Here is a 17934-nt window from a genome sequence, read left to right as displayed (position 1 = left end):
GTGCAAAAAGTTGCGAAATGGTTTTAATTAAGTCATAAGTAGGGGTACTACTTGCTTCACAAGCTTTCCATGAAAAGCGAAGAATCGTTTAAGAGTAACTTTTCAACCCTTCATGGTCCGTGCGAATTCTCGTTATGTCCAACCCCTTTGTTTAAGTCGTATCATTGGTTAACTACGTTTATAATTATAGTCTTCTGGGAACAAATTAATGAAGGAATTGAGAAAGGGAGATGATGTAGAGATGGCACACGAAAAACAAACAGAGATCTTAAATCGACATGTATCCAACTTCAACGTCCTTTTTGTAAAATTACACAATTACCATTGGTTTGTTAAAGGACCAAACTTTTTCACTCTTCACGTAAAATTTGAAGAATTATATGATGAAGTCGCCGGCCACATTGATGAACTGGCTGAACGACTATTAGCTGTAAAAGGAACGCCTGTAGCAACTATGAAAGAGTACTTAAATACTGCTACATTGAAAGAAGCTGAAGGTGAGTCGTCAGCCGACGACATGGTTCAAGCCCTTGTGAAAGATTTGGATACCCTTGTTGAAGAATTAAAAGGGGATATCGAAACCCTTGAAGAAGGTGTTGGTGATGAAGCAACCGCTGATATGCTAATTGGTATTCGTCAATCTTTTGAAAAGCATAATTGGATGCTTCGTTCGTACCTAGGCGAATAATGGTAAACGACAGTGTCTTATGTGTGCAACTAGATAACTTCCTAAATGAATGTAAGTACACAAAATGATAATGACTCATTTGTTCGGAGTAACGATCGAATAGATTTACTTAAAGTGTCTATTGCTATAGACAACGGGGAAAAGAAAAAAACCTTGCGAATCAATGAGATTCGCAAGGTTTTTATTTTCGAGATACAATCATTACACCATAACTCAGTACAGCAAATAATATGCTGATGAATAATGCATGAAAGAGGGTAGCCCATAATGTAAATCCTGTCATCAAGACAATCGCGCCACTTGCTACTTGAATGGATACGAGGATTAAAGAGATTACAGCAACCCACACAATCACTTTTTCACTGCGATAACGTTTTAATAGTTGAACTAACATAATTAAAATAACGATAAATAGAAGTCCAGCAGCAACTCGGTGACCAAATTGAATGGCAACACGACCTTGCAGTTCAGGTATAAGCTGTCCGTTACACAATGGCCAGCCTCTGCATGCAGAACTTGCGCCGGTATGTTTTACGAAGGCTCCTGTGTAAACGACAATGTACATGTAGGTAATAACAAAATAGATATAATAACGCATCCTATTAGAGAGGTTTACTGTTACTGGCCCATTTGCATGGTCCGCTTCAAAAGCAAGTAGGGATAGCAAAACAACACTTGCAAGAGAGATTAAAGAAAAGCCAAAATGCAAAGCCATTACGGCGTCTGACTGTCCCCATACAACTGCTGCAGCGCCTAGCAGTCCTTGAAAAACAATTGCAAAAACAGCAAGGATGGAAAGAAATTTCGTTTCTCTTAAGTGACCTAACTTAAACCAAGCCCATACAGCTAGAATGATCACTACAAGTCCCATAATACCTGACACGAGGCGGTGCGTATATTCTATTAATGTCTGAATGGTTGGTGTTTGAGGGATGACTTGGTCATAACATAACGGCCATGATGTTCCACACGCATCACCGGAACCGGTTTGTGTGACAAGGGCCCCCTGTATGAGCACGATCAGCATACCAAATGAAGCAAAGACACCAAAGACTTTTAATCCTTTGTTCATGTATTCACCGGCTTTCTATACGTAAAATCAATTTAAAGGTTGTTTAAAGCACACATCAACATTCATTTTATGGAGAAATACGTCGAATGTCAATTTAACTTGAATTAAACAAACGTTAATGAAATGGAAGCACAGTGATTATCTCATAGTTTTGGTTATCATTATTTTAATCTATCTCGTTGTTCATGAAATTGTAACAAAATAAATGAAAACAAGAGATTATTCGAAATACGTGTGATTACAATAGGAGGGTATGGTAAAATATTTTGTGGTACTTATATGTAATCGCCATAATGTGATGAAAATCACGGTCTCTTGCTATATAATGTGAGATAGAGTCTAATCTTCCTTTGTTTATACAAAATTTTACGATTTTCAAAGATTGTGAAATTTAATTTCTGCTAGACTCTACGAAAGGAAACGATTAGACTTGTATGGGGTATTACAGTACAACACAGATATTCTGACTCAGACTCGGGGGGTGAAAGAATGAATAAATCCGGTACAATTTCATCATCGGAGGTTGTCGAAACAGAGGAGCAACAAGTGTCGAGCCAAAAAGTGACGTGGCGATCGTATATGGCGATCTCTAAGACAGGGATTGTTAAGTCGAATCTGATTACAATGTTCGCTGGGCTTTTTCTTGCGGCCTACTATACGCAAACACCGTTATCACAACAACCGCTTACCATCTTGTTAGCGATGCTTGGTTCTGCAATGGTTATAGCTGGGGGTTGTGCACTCAACAATTATGTTGATCGTGACATTGACCACAAAATGATCAGAACAGAAGAGAGACCTTCTGTAACTGGTGAGCTTACCGCATCTCAAGTATTATGGTATGGCTTGATCATCTCAGGATTAGGAACAATGATGCTTGCAGCTGTAAACATGACAACAGCCGTTATTGGTTTATCGGGTCTGATTATTTATGTTGTGTTTTACACAATGTGGACAAAGCGTACAACGACATTGAATACCATTGTCGGCAGTTTTGCTGGAGCGGTGCCGCCTTTAATTGGATGGGCAGCGATTGATCCGGGACTTCACCCATACGCTTGGTCGCTCTTTTTAATTTTGTTTGTCTGGCAAACACCTCACTTCCTCGCTTTAGCGATGAGAAGATGTGAGGAGTACAGAGCAGCTGGAATTCCAATGCTTCCGGTAGTAGCAGGGTTTAGCGTCACAAAAAGGCAAATCCTGATTTATACGGTAGCACTAATTCCGGTTTCATTAACATTGTTCAACTTTGGTGTTGTTTATACAACGGTAGCCATTGTATTAGGAGCAGGTTGGCTCGTGCTAGGTTTTGCTGGTTATAAAAAATATGACGATGACATTAAATGGGCCACACATATGTTCCTTTACTCACTGGTTTATTTGATGGTTCTGTTTGCAGTAATGGTCATTGTTCATATGTTTTAACAATCTTATGTACTAAGTAAACAGAGAAAGAGGGGTTTATGACACGATGAAGAACTTGTGGCGAGTGCTTCCATTTTCTTTCATTCTGCTATTTTTAGCCGGATGTGGAAAACAAAACTTGACTGCATTGGATCCGCGTGGTCCGGTCGCAGAAATGCAGCATAATCTTATCGGACTCAGCTTGTTGATCATGGTTTTTGTTATCGTGGTTGTAGCGGCCATTTTCATTTACGTATTGGTTCGCTTTAGAGAAAAACCAGGTGACAATCATATTCCGGAACAAGTTGAAGGAAACAAAAATCTTGAAATTATTTGGACTGCTATTCCTATTGTTTTACTTATTATCCTTGCCATTCCGAATGTCATGGATACGTTTACACTTGCTGACACAGAAGTAACAGACGACACGGTTGTAGTTAATGTAACTGCACACCAATACTGGTGGGAGTTCGAGTATCCTGACCTTGAAATAACGACGGGTCAAGATCTTTACATTCCTACTGATACTCGCATTGTTTTCAATTTAGAAGCTTCTGATGTTATTCATTCGTTCTGGATACCAGCCCTCGCAGGTAAACAAGATACGGTTCCGGGAATTACAAATGACATGTGGATAGAAGCTCCTGAGGAAGGTGTTTACCTCGGAAAATGTGCGGAGCTCTGTGGAGAAGGTCACTGGTTAATGGACTTTAAAGTGATTGCCGTTGATCCTGACACATTTGATGAGTGGGCTCAAGGCATGGCTGAACCAGACTCTGAACTGATTGAACCAACAGGTGAGGTTGCAGCAGAAGGCCGTGAAGTCTTTGAACAAAACTGTCTTGCGTGTCACGCAGTTGGAGGAGAAGGCGGAAACCCTCAAGGGGGACCAGACCTTACAAACTTCGGTGAGCGTGAAAACATTGCCGGATTTATGGATCACAATGATGAAAACCTTGAAGCATGGATTCGCGATCCGGAAGCTGAAAAGCCAGGATCAGGTGTAGGAATGCCTGGATTCGATAATCTGGAAGACGATGAAATGGATTCACTTATTGACTATCTTAACTCACTAAAAGTACTAGATGACGAATAATGTCCACAGTTTAAGGGGGTAAACAACGTGTCAAATGCACAAGCACAAAAAAGCGTGCTTTGGGATTGGCTGACAACCGTAGACCATAAAAAGATCGGTATTATGTATTTGGTCGCCGGTGGTTTCTTCTTCGCCCTTGGTGGGCTTGAAGCAATACTCATGCGTATTCAGCTAATGTTCCCAAATTTCGACTTTGTTACAGCACAGACATTTAACGAACTATTAACGATGCATGGTACAACAATGATTTTCTTGGCAGCAATGCCACTTCTTTTCGGTTTTATGAACTATATCGTTCCGCTTCAAATTGGAGCGCGTGACGTTGCCTTCCCGTTTTTGAACTCATTAGGTTTTTGGTTGTTCCTTTTCGGGGGTGTATTACTAAACTTAAGCTGGTTCCTAGGTGGAGCTCCTGATGCCGGTTGGACAGCTTATGTACCACTTTCAAGTGAATATTCCGGTACTGGTATCGACTACTATGTACTCGGACTTCAAATTAGTGGATTAGGTACTTTAATCGCAGGAATTAACTTCCTTGTAACGATCATTAACATGCGAGCACCTGGAATGAGTATGATGCGTATGCCTCTATTTACGTGGAGTAGCTTTGTTGCTTCTGCTCTTATCCTTTTTGCTTTCCCTGCACTTACTGTAGGACTTCTCCTTCTTATGTTGGAGCGTTTGTTCGGAGCAACTTACTTCGCTGTTGATGTTGGCGGAAACGTTGTTATCTGGCAGCACTTATTCTGGATTTTCGGACACCCGGAAGTTTATATCTTGATTTTGCCGGCGTTCGGTATTTTCTCTGAAGTATTATCAACATTCTCTAAGAAACGTCTTTTCGGTTATTCAGCAATGGTATTTGCTACCTTAATTATCGGTTTCTTAGGATTCATGGTGTGGGCTCACCACATGTTTACAGTGGGTATCGGCCCTGTAGCCAACGCAATCTTTGCGGTTGCAACAATGGCGATTGCCGTACCAACAGGTATTAAGATCTTTAACTGGCTCTTCACCATGTGGGGAGGGCGCATTCAGTTTACTACAGCGAACCTTTTCGCTATTGCCTTCATCCCATCATTCGTAATGGGTGGAGTAACAGGAATTATGCTTGCAACAAGTGCTGCGAACTATCAGTTCCACGATACGTATTTTGTTGTAGCTCACTTTCACTACGTAATTATCGGTGGTGTAGTATTCGGATTATTCTCCGGTGCTTTCTACTGGTGGCCAAGAATGTTCGGCTACAAATTGAACGAAACATTAGGAAAGTGGTTCTTCTGGTTGTTCTTATTCGGATTCCACTTGACGTTCTTTGTTCAACATTTTATCGGTTTGATGGGAATGCCTCGTCGAGTTGCATCTTATCTACCAGGACAAGGAATTGATGAGTTAAACTTTGTAAGTACAATGGGGGCTTTCCTCATGAGTGTCGCGTTTATCCTTTTAGTAGTAAACGTGATTGTATCTGTGAAAAACAAATCCGAAGCAGATCCATGGGATGGTCGTACACTTGAGTGGGCAATTCCAACACCAACTCCTGAGTACAACTTTGCCCAAACGCCACTTGTACGTGAGCTTGACGCTTTGTGGTATGAAAAAACGCATGGTAACGGTAAAATTAAGGCTGCAGAACCATTGGATGACATTCACATGCCAAACGGCTCCATATTACCGATCTTTATGAGCCTTGGGTTGTTCCTAGCGTCATTCGGTCTGATTTACCAGGTACACCCGGTAACGATTATCGGTCTTGCTATTACTCTTGGTGCAATGTTTATCCGTTCGATCAAAGAAGATCACGGCTATCATATTCACAAAGAGGATATTAAGAAAGAAGAGGGGGTTGGGTAATTATGGCTGAAGCAGTGAAACATGAGCAAACCCTTCCTTCACATCCGGAAAAAGCAACACTCGAAGGTAAAAACAAGTTTCTTGGATTCTGGTTTTTCCTTGGTGGAGAAACGGTTCTGTTCGCAAGTTTATTCGGAACTTATCTAGGTCTTAGAAATGGTGTAGCGGATGGACCAACATCCCAAGACCTTTTCCACTTAGACTTAGTATTCATTATGACAATGATTCTTTTAACAAGCTCACTAACAAGTGTGTTTGCTATGATCAACATGAAAAAAGGTAATTTTAAAGGGCTTATCATATGGATGTGGGCAACAGTGTTCCTTGGAGCTTGCTTCCTAGGCTTTGAGATTTATGAGTTTATCGTGTATGTCGATTACGGACTCGGATTTACGACGAGTGCCTTTGCTTCTTCGTTCTACACGTTAGTTGGAACTCACGGTGGTCACGTACTCTTTGGTATACTCTGGATTTCAACATTGTTAATCCGCTACAGAAAAGCAGGTATTACACTTACGAATGCACCTAAATTTTATGTAGCATCCCTATACTGGCACTTTATTGATGTAGTATGGGTATTCATTTTCACCGTCGTATACTTGATGGGAGTTTAAGGGGGTTAATAAAAGATGGATCCACATGTAACAGACCCGAGTGCTCCGCTTAAAGGAAAGCCTTCCAAAAAAGCAGAGCGTCAGCTAGCAAGAGAAGGAAAACAGCAAATCATTTCATTTGTGTTTATGATCTTTTTAACTTCCATTGCATTTTTGACAGTGGCAAGTGACACAATCCCGAACCGATTTGCGATTCCATTTATCTTGATTATTGCAGCAGTCCAAGTCATTATGCAGCTTTACTACTTCATGCATTTGAATGAAAGAGGAAACGGTTGGACGAACATTATGCTTTGGACAGGGTTTTTCGTAGCAGCACTAACAGTAGCAACGTTAATGTTATTAATTGGTGTTACGAAATACTAAAACAAATAAAAGAAGGGGCCCGGCTCAATGCTTGGGCTCCTTGTTTTTGAAAGTCATGAATCTGTCACAAAAACGGATACGATTTTACGTCAAAATTCGATAAGATAGAGAAGGATGGTTTAACGAGAAAGGTGGGTGAACGGTGGATACCTTTTTACCTTTTATAAGTACAGTTTTTATTGGAGCTAGTGCAATATTTGTAGCATTAGGGTGGTATCTTGTTGCCAAGCGCAAGATTGAAGCACACAAAAAAGCAATGTTTTGGGCTGCTGTTTTAGCAGTAATCTTTTTTATTACGTATTTGTCTAAAACATTTTTTATTGGGAGCACGGCTTTCGGGGGACCCGATAGTATAAGGCTCTACTATACAATCTTTTTACTCTTTCATATTGTACTAGCAACGGTTGCAGCTGGTATGGGGATATGGACCTTGATCACAGGCTATAAAAATAAGCTGAGTACTCATAGACGTCTCGGTCCAGTAACTTCCGTTGTTTGGTTTATATCAGCAACCTCAGGTATTATGGTTTATTTGCTGCTTTATGTGATCTTTCCCCCAGGAGAGACAACGAATGTATGGCGAGCAATATTAGGAATTTAAAAACGATAGTCCTTAAAGGGCTATCGTTTTTCTTATACTAAAAAAATGTTCAACCCTTGACACAATGGAAAAGGGTCGAACATTTTTTATATCTTGAAATTCATTTTGATGATGCCTGCTTCTTTCGCACTCGTAAATAAAATCACAATTAACGGACCCAAGATGAAACCGAGTATTCCAATTAATTGAAGTCCAATGTAAAGTGAAATTAAGGTAGCAAGAGGGGAGAGACCAATATGGTGCCCCATCACCTTAGGTTCCACTGTTCTACGAATAACGAGAAGGATTCCTGCTAAAATAAGCAGTTGTACAGCAAGGACTGTACTACCGGCTATTAAGTGATAAAGTGCCCAAGGAGCAAGAACGGCAATGGACCCGATGATTGGGATAAAATCAATAATCCATATGATAATGGACATAATCAAGGCCACTTCCGGTGCAATGAACAATAATCCTATAAAGGTGACAATGAAGATAATGATACTTACAAGAAACTGAGCTTTAAAAAAACCAAAGATCACGTAAGATAATCGCGAGCTCATAAAGCTTACCTTTTCTTGTGTCTTTTCAGTCATGTAAGATAAAACCTTTAGTTTTAACCTAGGTAATTCTAAAAGGAACAAGTAAAGGGCGATCAAATAGACGATCAATGATACTAAATAGGACGGTATTTTTATTACAAAGTTAGTCACGTGATTAACAAGGTTAATATCTTCAAGGTACGCTCTAAAATTCGCAAGAGTGTACGTTACTTGTTGATCAATCTCTCTAGCAATCCCTTGATCCAATTCAAGATCGACAAGCTGTTGCTCAATGTTTCGTTGCAATTCCATCCAAGCGAAACTAATATTATTGATTGTGTTCGGAAGGGTTTCCACAAAACTGTTCACTTGGGTAACAGCTTTTGTAGTTATGATGTATGTGGACAAACTAATGATACATAAAAATATCATAAAGACGATAAACACGGATACACTCCGCTTCAGACGAGCTCGTCTACTCAAAGCTGTTACGGCAGGTGTTAAAAACAAAGCCGTTACAAGGGCTAAAATAAGTGGTATCGATACAGGCATGATGAAGTAGAAGAAAAGGGCTGCAACAAGTATACCGATACCGATGTAAATATATTTTTTATAGTTTCTAAATGTCACCATTAATCCCCTTTCTGGCTGCAAACTCTCTACCTTATTATAGACCGAAAGCCAGGTTTATGACAGTCGAAATATCAAATTTAGGAAGGAGCGAATTCATGAAAAAAAGCGTGCATAATATCACGCACGAAACGTTTAAAGGCAATGTCTCCATTTCATTCAAAGCTTTAAAGCAATACGTTTACTTTTTATTTAAAGATTGGACGTCAACAAGACCGTATTTGCAACTGTTGAACGAAGATCAAAAGTTAAGAGATTCATTATCTTCAATTAAATTGCGCTTTACTGACGGTATTGAGGAAAAAGAAAAGCTTTCGATCACCTTGGAGGTCGTCATAGAAGACGGATATCCCATCCATTCAGTGTGTCGAAAGCTCCAGTTATACATGGCGAAACACATTCGTGCTATGACTTCCATCACTGTTGATGAAGTAAACGTTCGAGTCGTATCTTGCAAAGTTCGCGACTTGCGTTAGCTTAGTTATGTAACTTAGTTTACTTCTTCTGCAAGCTGCTTTTGAACACTTGCGATTTTCTTCTTGCACTTCTCGACGACATGCTTTGGGAATTCTTCATTATCGTATTCAACGCCATGTGGGTAATAGTGTTTCCCCAAGAATGCTTTCATGATTTTAACTACGCTGTGAGGTTGTGGAATTTCTCCTTGTACAGCATATCCTTGAATACGGAAGTAATATACGTCATCACGTACTTGATCAACGATCTTATAATCAAAGGTTACACGTTCATAATCCCATACGTGTGTAAAACCTAATCCGTCCATAACATTTTCCATTGCTTGAAATTCAATTTCTAAACCTTCTAGTTCATGTGCTTCAAATTTCATCTGTTATACCTCCCAGAGCTATCTCTAATTCATTCCTTTTAATCATATTACGAAATGGCGCCGGATGCAACGAATCGTTATCTCAAAGTAGAAAGAATTCGTTGATTTAACACGGATTTAAACGATTTTAAAAAGAGAATGAAATTCGTCCTCCTGGAAATAGTAAATGTGTATAAAATTTTTATCCAGGAGGACGATGATGAAAAGTTTAAAAGATGTAATGACCACCAATGTAGAATGCTGTACACCTGATGATAATTTGTATCAAGCAGCTACAAAAATGAAACAGTTGGATGTAGGTGCAATTCCGGTTTGTGAAGGGGACCATTTGCTCGGAATGGTTACCGACCGTGACATTGTTCTAAGAGGGGTAGCGGAAAAGAGACCTAACTCTTGCCAGGTAAAAGAGGTCATGAGTGAACATTTAGTTACTGCTGATTCAGGGATGATCGTTGACCAAGCTGCCCAGATGATGGCTGAAAAACAGATCCGTCGCTTACCGATCGTAGACGGTCAGAAATTGGTCGGTATTGTGTCATTAGGAGACTTGGCGACTCATACTTCAACAACAGACGAAGCGAGCTTCGCATTAAACGAGATTTCTGAGCGACCTGAAGTTCATCATTAATCATTTCTATATTATTATAGAAATAGTGGAGCCAGAGTGATTATGGTGGTCGTATGATAGGTGAGGAAGAGCGAAAGGCTGAGATATGTAATGTGTTTAGATAAACTTTCGAATCAGGACGGATTAATATGCTCTTGATCCGGTTTGTTTAGGTTATCTATAACAACATTTCATTCTTAGCCTTTTTATTGTTTTGACAGGGCAGGCGTGAGGTTCTCCTACATTTTACTTTCCTTCAGAAGGTACTGCCAAAAGGTGATAGAGAAGGCACTGAAAAAATTCGATCTTTAACTTTTTCAATGCCTTCGATAATAACCCTTGTCAAAATGTACAATATTTTGTAAGGTTTACGTTTAAGGCAGGATTCGTTAGGAAAGAGAAAGAAGAGAGCTTCTATAATGGAAGTGCAGAGAGGAGCAACCATGCGGATCATTTTTAAATTGACGTTCATTGTTTTTGGATTGGGTTTAATTGCTTTTATGTTGTTTTTAGATAGTCAACCTGAACAATTTATTACACAGGAGCAGCCCGAAGAATCTCCTACCATAGGGGATGACGAGCCATCCTACATAGAAGAAAATGAAGAAGCAACAGGAGAAGAACCGGAAGAAAAAATCATGAAAGAGGTAGAACAAGTCGAATCAGAAGAAGTAATCGCTGACTCCCAAGATGGGTTGTCTGATGGTGAAACAGTTGAAATTGAGCATGCTAATCCGTTTCACACCTTGATTGGGGAAGCTTCAGATGAACTAGTCAGCCTTTATGGTGAGCCTGACCGAGTTGAACCTTCTCAGTATGGGTATGAGTGGTTTGTTTGGAACCGTGATGATCTTTACTTGCAAGCAGGGATACAAGGGGGTTCGATTGTAACGATTTATACGAACCTACCAAATAATCAAACCGAGCCTTTCGAGATTGGTGAATCCTATGACCATTTAGCATCTACTTGGAATTTTGAAAGAGAAATTACGATAACGAACGATTATCAGTTTAACCTATCACCAAAGGAAATTCGAACCAACCCAATTATAGAAGTAGATGGGGTTTGGGTGCAACTTTATATTGACACCTTTGATCAAGAATTATCTTCGATTCGATATATTGATGGCGATACTGTGGTACTTCATCAACCTTATTCTCTTATTTATAAGGGAAGCCTCCCGGAAAAACCAACTCTTACAGAGAGTGAGTGGGAACAGGTTGAAAAGGGGATGGCTCGACAAGTGTTTGACTTAACGAACCACTTTCGTCAAAAGCACGGTCTTGATCCTCTTGATTGGGATGAAGATACATCTGCAGTGGCCTTTGGTCACAGTAAGGATATGCGGGATAACGCTTATTTCTCTCATCACTCACCAACACATGGGGACCTTGGAGAACGCTTAACCAATGGTGGCGTTCAATATCAAAGAGCAGCTGAAAATATTGCAGCCCGTTATGTAGACGCAGGTGCTGCAATGGAAGGTTGGTTGAATAGCGAAGGTCATAGAGTCAACTTGATGAATGAAGATCTCACTCACTTAGGCGTCGGCGTTCACCGAGACTTTTACACTCAAAATTTCATGACACCTTGGTAAAACGAAAAGCCCCTTACACGAAGACAAAGTGTATGGGGCTTCTTTTACGTTCCTAATTAAAGAAAGTGGATTATTCCTCTTAGTCAGTCAACCTTTTTATTTGCGTGAAATGCTATGTCCATTTGGATATGAGCAACTGAACGCTAAAAGCGACACTCCTGCGGCAGTGAGGAGCGTTTACCTCGTGAATGTGCAGCGAGTTGCTTCGACGCAGAACATTACGAAGCTTTACTTGCAGAGGAAGAAGCAGGGTGTTTCTACTGGCTCACCGGCACTGCTGCGGATAGGAAGAGATTGGCGTTAAGCGTAGCCTTAAACACTAAGGCAAAGGATATTTAATGTTAGGTGCTATGTCGTGCGTAGGTGGACGACAAGAGAGGCTGGTATGCATGGGGCGAGCTCGTCGCCACTTATACGAAAAAATAGGCTCACACTCATGTAGGCTGATTACTATTATGGTAATAAGGAAAAGGTTAGTTTAGGAGGTGAGTGCGTTGGGGAATTCGCTACATCCTGATATCCAAAGGTTCAAAGCGTTCGTAAAAGAAAATCCCTACGTACTAAGAGATGTGAAGTCAAAAGAAAAGACCCTCCAAGATTTATATGAGGAGTGGGCCTTATTTGGTGACGACGATCCGGTTTGGGATACGTACAAATCCGCTGGAGACTCGCCTGGTGAGCCGGTAGCGCACCAAGCATCACAACAAGAAGAGTCGTCTGATCAAGAGGAAACATCGAGTGCTGGGGCGACGGCTGCAAGTATATTAGCGATGATTAAGTCAATGAACATGAATGATCTGCAAAATCAGCTTGCTCAGTTTAATGGAGCACTTACGTCAATACAACAACTATTATCTACATTTAGATCGGACCAGGGGAATACAACGAACACGAACACTTCTTCGTCTCCTTTTTCGTACAAAGAAGATTAACAAGGGGGTAATGGTGTGAGGACAGAAGTAATCCAGCATATTCGTACCCAGCCGGAGTTGTGGAGATACTTAAGAATGCACCCCTCTTGGTATCGAAAGCTCTCAAGAAGTCCTGAGGCATTAGGGGAAATGGAGAAAGAGGCTAAAGTTTTTTATGGGAAAACCTTCCCTCAACGGATGGATCGTATTCAAAACAACGTAAATTTGGCCGCCATGCTGTTTGATATGGTTCGGCAAATGGGACAACAGTAAATAGTTATAGTGGGCCTCTTTTTGACGAAAAGAGGTCTTATCTTATTGCTTAGATTTGTATTAATATCGACATATTGTATAAACACTCGTAAAAACATAGACATTAAGACTGTAACGATATAAAGGATAGGATGAGTGGAATGAACCCAGATCGCCCTCTTTTAATACAAGGTGACCATTACATATACGTGGATACAACACACCCTGAATACAAGATTGTTTTACCTGTCGTTCAAGAAGTGTCCGACTTGGTCAAAACTCCATCTTCTATTCATATTTATAAAATAAGTTCACATTCCATATGGTATGCATGTGAACAAGGGATTGAATTTCAAGAAGCCTCTCGCTTTTTTCATACCTTTTCAAAACTACAGCCACCATCTACTCTTATGGATTGGATGAAGTCACAGTTTGAACGCTATGACATTTTAAAAATTGTACTGGATAGTCGGAACAGAATGAAACTCGTATCGTCTAAAAAAGGATTGTTGCTTTCTTTACTGCCGGATGGGGGAGATTGCCTCACTGACGGTGAAAATGAATACATGGTTTTCGATCCATCCTATAGAGGCAGGCTAAAAAAAAGGTTAATGAATGAGGGCTACCCCGTAAAAGATTTTGGAGGGTATGAGCAAGGGGCTGGGATCGATATTTCTAAAAAAGAAGGGATTCGATTAAGACCTTATCAAAAAGAAGCGTGTGACGCATTCATGAAACGAAGTAGCCTTGATGGGGGAGCGGGTGTGGTGATCTTACCTTGCGGATCGGGAAAAACGATGGTAGGGATCGAATTACTTACTCGCCTTCGTCAAGAGACCCTCATTGTAACGCCTAATGACACGTCCCTGCGTCAGTGGTTTAGAGAAGTAAAACAGCATACGTCTGTCAGTGATGAAGAGATAAGCATGTATGACTCTTCAAAAAAAGAGCTGTCACCGATTACAATTACGACATATCAAATGTTGACACATAAACGTTCAAAGTCAGGAGAATTTTCTCACTTAAAAACCTTTCGTGAGCGGCAGTGGGGATTGGTTATTTATGATGAAGTTCATCTTCTTCCAGCACCTCTGTTTCGCTTTGCAGCTGAGTTGCAAAGTACTAGAAGACTAGGTCTCACGGCCACTTGTGTAAGAGAAGATGGACGAGAAGGAGATATCTTTAGTCTTATCGGGCCAAAGCGATATGAAGCTGGTATTAAGATGCTTGAAGAAAATCAGTGGATCGCTTCGCCCACATGTAAAGAGATTAGAGTTCCATTTTGTGATGTCGATGCCAAGAAGTATTGGCTCCTATCAAAAAAAGAGCAATTTCGCCATGCAAGTGAAAACAAGGAAAAGCTAAACGTGTTGGACCACATATTAAAAAAACATTCTAGAAACAAAGTTCTTATTATTGGAAGCTACCTCGATCAGCTTGAAATGGTAAAGGCACACACTGGATTCCCTCTTGTAACAGGTAAAACACCTAAGGAGGAAAGGGAGAGGATCTTTCAAAACTTCAGGCAATCAAAGATCCGGGTTCTCATTTTAAGTAAAGTTGCCAACTTGGCATTGGACTTGCCGGATGCAGAAGTGGGTATTCAGTTATCAGGAGCCTTTGGATCTCGACAAGAAGAAGCTCAGAGGATTGGACGCCTTCTTAGAAAATCTGAAAAGAGTGATGATGTTACGTTTTATACACTTGTGACACCTGGAACAAAAGAAGAAGAAAGAGCAAGTAACCGCCAACTGTTTATGATTGAACAAGGGTACGAATACAAAACAGAGGAGTGGGGGTAATGAAATTGTCTGCCATATTGGAAGGTACTGATCAAAGCATTATTCAGGCCATAGACAATAAAAGAAGAATGTTGAATTTGTCGTCAATTTTGAATGCTGATGCAAGGGAAACCTTAAATGTGAAAAACTCTCTTACTTCAAGAGAGAAAAAAATGTTGGACTATTTATTATGCGCTAGTCCAAAAGGGTATGAGTCTTCGGTTAGAAGATCATATTTGGATGAACTCGCGTGTCTCGCTTTATGTGAACGGGGAATTGCATTTTCGATTACATACGATAACCAACACGAATATGTTATTCCAAGAGAGTGGAAGCAGGTGTTTTTAGGTCCTGATGAGTGTAGTAATGAGCAAGGTAGTGGGCTGTTTTTTTGGCAATCTCTACTCACCATCCACCATCTGCATCGTAGAGGGGGCGTGCGAGTTAAACGAAATGACCATATGCTTTACAAGTGGGTTATTAAAGCATTAAAAAATCTTCGTTGTATTGAGTCGGACAAGTGGGTGTATGAGCGTTTTCATGCATATTTACAAAAGCGGTTTGACGATGTCTTAGAAGAAGTCGCCCGGTTGGCCTTGGGTGAAAAGGTAAAAGACTGTTCAGCATTTATTCACGGTGCTGTTGTGACAGGTGACTTTCCAGAGGAACTTATTGAAGCGGGGATCGTTGTTTCTAGCAAAGAAGGTTGGGTCTTTGGAGCAAATTTAAACAATATCGCCAGCGATGGAATGAACGTTATGATGGACCTTGGGAATTACGAAATAATTGTGCCTCAAACCGTGTCCCCTCCAATCATATGGGAACTTTTGGAATGGGGGAGAGCGGAAGAGAATAAAGAGGCCTTTATTACAGGAGTTGCTCACGTGACGTTCACAAAAGAAACAGTCAAAGAAGCAGAACTTCTTCATTCAGACATGGATGCCTTTCTAAAACGGTTTAAAGATACTTTTCTAGATGGAGATCGCTATGCTAAACAATTTTCTCGCTGGATAGGTAATCGTGAACCAATTAGTCGTGGTGGAGCGTACGAACGGTTTGACATAATGGAGGAGGAAATGTTGGAACCTTCTTTAACCTTGCTTCAAGAAAACCAAATTGACTACATCCACTCCGCCACTTCCATTCTTGTGTCTCAACAAAACGTCGATGCTACACTAAAGGTGTTCAGAAAAGCAGGGATGATTCCTGACCTGTTAAGTGCGCAGGACCATAAAAAAACTCTTTCCACTAATAATGAGACTTGGAAGACAGTACCTTTTAATCAAATTGATCATCCGTACTGTGAAGAAATTACACGTTTACCACGGCAATGGTTCTCTTTGTTGTCTTATGATGATACGACTTTACTAAGGATGATCAGACAAGCGAATGTCATGAACATCCCTTTAAAGGTAGAGTTGCAAGAGAGGACAGAAAAAGTAATCGAGGTTGCCTCTATTCACGTTAAAGGTGAAACTTACCCTTATCTAAAAACCTTGGAAGGTGCCATAATCCAATTGGATCATGTTATGAAGATCGCATTAATCAATCCGGTCGACTTAAGAATGGAAAGAGGTGCACAATGATTATTCGTTTCGGTTATGTGGCTATGAGCATGACGTTATCAAATGCATCTCCTTCACATACAATGACAGCCACACAGTTTGCCAAACTCGACAATGAAGCAGCGGCATTACGAAAACTTGAGCGGATTGCTGTGAAAAATATCGAAAGCTGTATCCGTTTAATCAAACACAATACAGCTCATGACATTACGTTTTTTCGCCTTTCTTCTAGGCTGGTCCCTCTCGTCGGTCATCCATTAACAAAAGAATGGAAGTGGGACCAAGCCATTCGCCCTGCTTTAACCGATTTAGGAGAAATCATTAAGGATCATAACGTTAGAGTAGGGTTTCATCCTGACCACTTTACTGTTTTAAATTCTAAAGATGATGATGTATTTAAACGTTCTTTGCAGGTACTGTTGTATCACTATAAACTTTTAAAAGGGATGAATCAAAACCCAAGGCACCGATGTGTTCTTCATATTGGTGGTAAGAAGAACGGGGTGGAGGATGGACTTGAAACGTTTATTGACAGGTTTCAAGATATTCCGTTGAGTCTTAGCGACATGTTAATCCTTGAAAATGACGATACGATTTACACTGTTGAGCATGCCCTTTATTTAGGGGAAAAGCTAAGCATACCCGTTGTATTTGATCTGCACCACCATGATGTTCATGGGCAGATGCCTATTGGTTCGTTTTGGGATCGAGTGGTACAATCGTGGTCTGACAGCGCGTTGCCAGTAAAAATGCACATATCTAGCCCTAAAGAGCATGAACTCGATAAGAGTCATGCAGACTACATCAACCCCAATCGTCTTCTTACGTTTTTAAACGAAATAAAAGGGAGTGTAGAACAACTCGATATCATGATTGAAGCAAAACAAAAAGACGAAGCGTTGTTCAAGCTTATGAACGATTTGAGGGACAAGGATGGAGTAAAAATGTTATCTCAATCGAGTATTGAAATCTGACCTCCAAAACATGCTATAATAGTTGTGGAGGTGTTTTATATGATTACTACTGCAACCAGTTCAGAAGTCCTCCATTCAGCTTATGATCTCGGTGATTTTGTTACGTCATCAGACGTTTATATTGACTATATTGATGCCAAAAAAAAGATGGATTCAGATAAAGATGCTCAGCGTCTCGTGCGGGAGTTCCTCGTTTTAAAGGAACAGTACGATGAAGTTCAACGATTTGGCAAGTATCACCCAGACTATAAACGTGTAACAAAAGAAGTGCGGGAAGCAAAGCGTGTGGTGGACTTACACGAGTCCGTTGCTGAATATAAAAAAGCGGAGAAAGCGTTAGAAGAGCTTCTCCGAGATGTAAGTCTCATTATTGCCGACACGGTCTCTAAAAGTGTCAAAGTCCCAACAGGCAACCCATTCTTTGATCAAGGGGGATGTAGTGGAGGATGCGGTTCCGGAGGGAGCTGCGGCTGTTCCTAACAAAGGGGCAGCCTCTTGCCACCTCTTGTAATGAGTGCTAAACTTACGTTAACACATAAAGGAAAAGGGGACG

19 protein-coding genes are annotated in these 17934 nt (G+C 40.5%); 16 read left to right on the top strand and 3 right to left on the bottom strand.

Annotation, left to right across the window (positions count from 1 at the left end):
- Window positions 1-241: 241 nt before the first annotated feature.
- Window positions 242-688, top strand: coding sequence for a Dps family protein (locus G476_RS0110275; protein ID WP_026690038.1), 447 nt, complete (start codon window positions 242-244; stop codon window positions 686-688).
- A gap of 181 nt (window positions 689-869) precedes the next feature.
- Here the strand turns inward: G476_RS0110275 and G476_RS0110270 are convergent, their stop codons facing one another.
- Window positions 870-1760 (bottom strand): COX15/CtaA family protein, encoded by an 891-nt coding sequence (locus tag G476_RS0110270; RefSeq protein WP_026690037.1) that lies wholly within the window; start codon window positions 1758-1760, stop codon window positions 870-872.
- Between the two features lie 489 nt (window positions 1761-2249).
- Here G476_RS0110270 and cyoE point away from each other — a divergent pair, with 489 nt between their 5' ends.
- The 6 genes from cyoE (at window position 2250) to G476_RS0110235 (ending at window position 7695) form a co-directional block, all read left to right on the top strand.
- Entirely contained in the window at window positions 2250-3185 is a 936-nt protein-coding gene (cyoE, locus tag G476_RS0110265) for a heme o synthase (protein WP_026690036.1), read from the top strand.
- A 46-nt stretch (window positions 3186-3231) separates the two neighbouring features.
- Window positions 3232-4260, top strand: coding sequence for a cytochrome c oxidase subunit II (gene coxB, locus G476_RS0110260; RefSeq protein WP_026690035.1), 1029 nt, complete (start codon window positions 3232-3234; stop codon window positions 4258-4260).
- Window positions 4261-4287: 27 nt separating this feature from the next.
- Entirely contained in the window at window positions 4288-6114 is a 1827-nt protein-coding gene (gene ctaD, locus G476_RS0110255; protein WP_026690034.1) for a cytochrome c oxidase subunit I, read from the top strand.
- A 2-nt stretch (window positions 6115-6116) separates the two neighbouring features.
- Window positions 6117-6728 (top strand): cytochrome (ubi)quinol oxidase subunit III, encoded by a 612-nt coding sequence (locus tag G476_RS0110250; protein ID WP_026690033.1) that lies wholly within the window; start codon window positions 6117-6119, stop codon window positions 6726-6728.
- A gap of 15 nt (window positions 6729-6743) precedes the next feature.
- Window positions 6744-7094: a cytochrome C oxidase subunit IV family protein gene (locus G476_RS0110245; protein ID WP_026690032.1), complete on the top strand. Its 351-nt coding sequence runs from the start codon at window positions 6744-6746 to the stop codon at window positions 7092-7094.
- 142 nt (window positions 7095-7236) lie between these two features.
- Window positions 7237-7695 carry a DUF420 domain-containing protein gene (locus tag G476_RS0110235; protein WP_026690031.1) on the top strand — a complete coding sequence of 153 codons (459 nt, stop codon included), beginning with the start codon at window positions 7237-7239 and terminating at the stop codon, window positions 7693-7695.
- An 86-nt stretch (window positions 7696-7781) separates the two neighbouring features.
- Here G476_RS0110235 and ytvI read toward each other — a convergent pair whose 3' ends face one another.
- On the bottom strand, window positions 7782-8849 hold the full coding sequence (gene ytvI, locus G476_RS0110230; protein ID WP_026690030.1) for a sporulation integral membrane protein YtvI: 1068 nt from the start codon (window positions 8847-8849) through the stop codon (window positions 7782-7784).
- A gap of 95 nt (window positions 8850-8944) precedes the next feature.
- On the opposite strand from ytvI, the gene G476_RS0110225 reads away from it, so the two are divergent.
- Window positions 8945-9322: an Asp23/Gls24 family envelope stress response protein gene (locus G476_RS0110225; RefSeq protein WP_026690029.1), complete on the top strand. Its 378-nt coding sequence runs from the start codon at window positions 8945-8947 to the stop codon at window positions 9320-9322.
- A gap of 14 nt (window positions 9323-9336) precedes the next feature.
- Here G476_RS0110225 and G476_RS0110220 read toward each other — a convergent pair whose 3' ends face one another.
- Window positions 9337-9693 (bottom strand): YugN family protein, encoded by a 357-nt coding sequence (locus G476_RS0110220; RefSeq protein ID WP_026690028.1) that lies wholly within the window; start codon window positions 9691-9693, stop codon window positions 9337-9339.
- Between the two features lie 199 nt (window positions 9694-9892).
- On the opposite strand from G476_RS0110220, the gene G476_RS0110215 reads away from it, so the two are divergent.
- The 8 genes from G476_RS0110215 (at window position 9893) to G476_RS0110180 (ending at window position 17861) form a co-directional block, all read left to right on the top strand.
- Entirely contained in the window at window positions 9893-10321 is a 429-nt protein-coding gene (locus G476_RS0110215) for a CBS domain-containing protein (RefSeq protein WP_026690027.1), read from the top strand.
- A 398-nt stretch (window positions 10322-10719) separates the two neighbouring features.
- Window positions 10720-11898 (top strand): CAP domain-containing protein, encoded by a 1179-nt coding sequence (locus G476_RS21690; RefSeq protein ID WP_051314738.1) that lies wholly within the window; start codon window positions 10720-10722, stop codon window positions 11896-11898.
- A 494-nt stretch (window positions 11899-12392) separates the two neighbouring features.
- Entirely contained in the window at window positions 12393-12830 is a 438-nt protein-coding gene (locus tag G476_RS0110205) for a YlbD family protein (RefSeq protein ID WP_026690026.1), read from the top strand.
- A gap of 15 nt (window positions 12831-12845) precedes the next feature.
- Window positions 12846-13082 (top strand): YlbE-like family protein, encoded by a 237-nt coding sequence (locus G476_RS0110200; protein ID WP_026690025.1) that lies wholly within the window; start codon window positions 12846-12848, stop codon window positions 13080-13082.
- 140 nt (window positions 13083-13222) lie between these two features.
- Window positions 13223-14863, top strand: a complete 1641-nt coding sequence (locus tag G476_RS0110195; protein ID WP_169720885.1) for a DNA repair helicase XPB — start codon at window positions 13223-13225, stop codon at window positions 14861-14863.
- The gene (locus G476_RS0110190; RefSeq protein WP_026690023.1) at window positions 14863-16428 is read left to right on the top strand and encodes a hypothetical protein; all 1566 of its coding nucleotides are present in this window, start codon (window positions 14863-14865) and stop codon (window positions 16426-16428) included. The genes G476_RS0110195 and G476_RS0110190 overlap by 1 nt, the downstream gene beginning before the upstream one ends.
- Complete coding sequence (uvsE, locus tag G476_RS0110185; RefSeq protein ID WP_026690022.1) at window positions 16425-17381, top strand: UV DNA damage repair endonuclease UvsE; 957 nt, start codon at window positions 16425-16427, stop codon at window positions 17379-17381. Before G476_RS0110190 ends, uvsE begins: the two co-directional genes overlap by 4 nt.
- Window positions 17382-17420: 39 nt before the next feature.
- Entirely contained in the window at window positions 17421-17861 is a 441-nt protein-coding gene (locus G476_RS0110180) for a YlbF/YmcA family competence regulator (protein WP_026690021.1), read from the top strand.
- Window positions 17862-17934 lie beyond the last annotated feature (73 nt).

The organism is Alteribacter aurantiacus DSM 18675, from assembly GCF_000429705.1.
Classification (GTDB): Bacteria; Bacillota; Bacilli; order Bacillales; family Salisediminibacteriaceae; genus Alteribacter; species Alteribacter aurantiacus.
The sequence above is the reverse complement of the archived record's forward strand: the minus strand, read 5'-3'. Positions and strand labels throughout refer to the sequence as shown.

Coding starts and splice junctions, on each gene's coding strand:
- uvsE (WP_026690022.1), top strand. CDS start 16,425: ATGATTATTCGTTTCGGTTATGTGGCTATGAGCATGACGTTATCAAAT.
- G476_RS0110220 (WP_026690028.1), bottom strand. CDS start 9,693: ATGAAATTTGAAGCACATGAACTAGAAGGTTTAGAAATTGAATTTCAA.
- G476_RS21690 (WP_051314738.1), top strand. CDS start 10,720: ATGGAAGTGCAGAGAGGAGCAACCATGCGGATCATTTTTAAATTGACG.
- G476_RS0110270 (WP_026690037.1), bottom strand. CDS start 1,760: ATGAACAAAGGATTAAAAGTCTTTGGTGTCTTTGCTTCATTTGGTATG.
- G476_RS0110195 (WP_169720885.1), top strand. CDS start 13,223: ATGAACCCAGATCGCCCTCTTTTAATACAAGGTGACCATTACATATAC.
- G476_RS0110245 (WP_026690032.1), top strand. CDS start 6,744: ATGGATCCACATGTAACAGACCCGAGTGCTCCGCTTAAAGGAAAGCCT.
- G476_RS0110190 (WP_026690023.1), top strand. CDS start 14,863: ATGAAATTGTCTGCCATATTGGAAGGTACTGATCAAAGCATTATTCAG.
- ytvI (WP_026690030.1), bottom strand. CDS start 8,849: ATGGTGACATTTAGAAACTATAAAAAATATATTTACATCGGTATCGGT.
- cyoE (WP_026690036.1), top strand. CDS start 2,250: ATGAATAAATCCGGTACAATTTCATCATCGGAGGTTGTCGAAACAGAG.
- G476_RS0110215 (WP_026690027.1), top strand. CDS start 9,893: ATGAAAAGTTTAAAAGATGTAATGACCACCAATGTAGAATGCTGTACA.
- coxB (WP_026690035.1), top strand. CDS start 3,232: ATGAAGAACTTGTGGCGAGTGCTTCCATTTTCTTTCATTCTGCTATTT.
- G476_RS0110275 (WP_026690038.1), top strand. CDS start 242: ATGGCACACGAAAAACAAACAGAGATCTTAAATCGACATGTATCCAAC.
- G476_RS0110250 (WP_026690033.1), top strand. CDS start 6,117: ATGGCTGAAGCAGTGAAACATGAGCAAACCCTTCCTTCACATCCGGAA.
- G476_RS0110180 (WP_026690021.1), top strand. CDS start 17,421: ATGATTACTACTGCAACCAGTTCAGAAGTCCTCCATTCAGCTTATGAT.
- G476_RS0110225 (WP_026690029.1), top strand. CDS start 8,945: ATGAAAAAAAGCGTGCATAATATCACGCACGAAACGTTTAAAGGCAAT.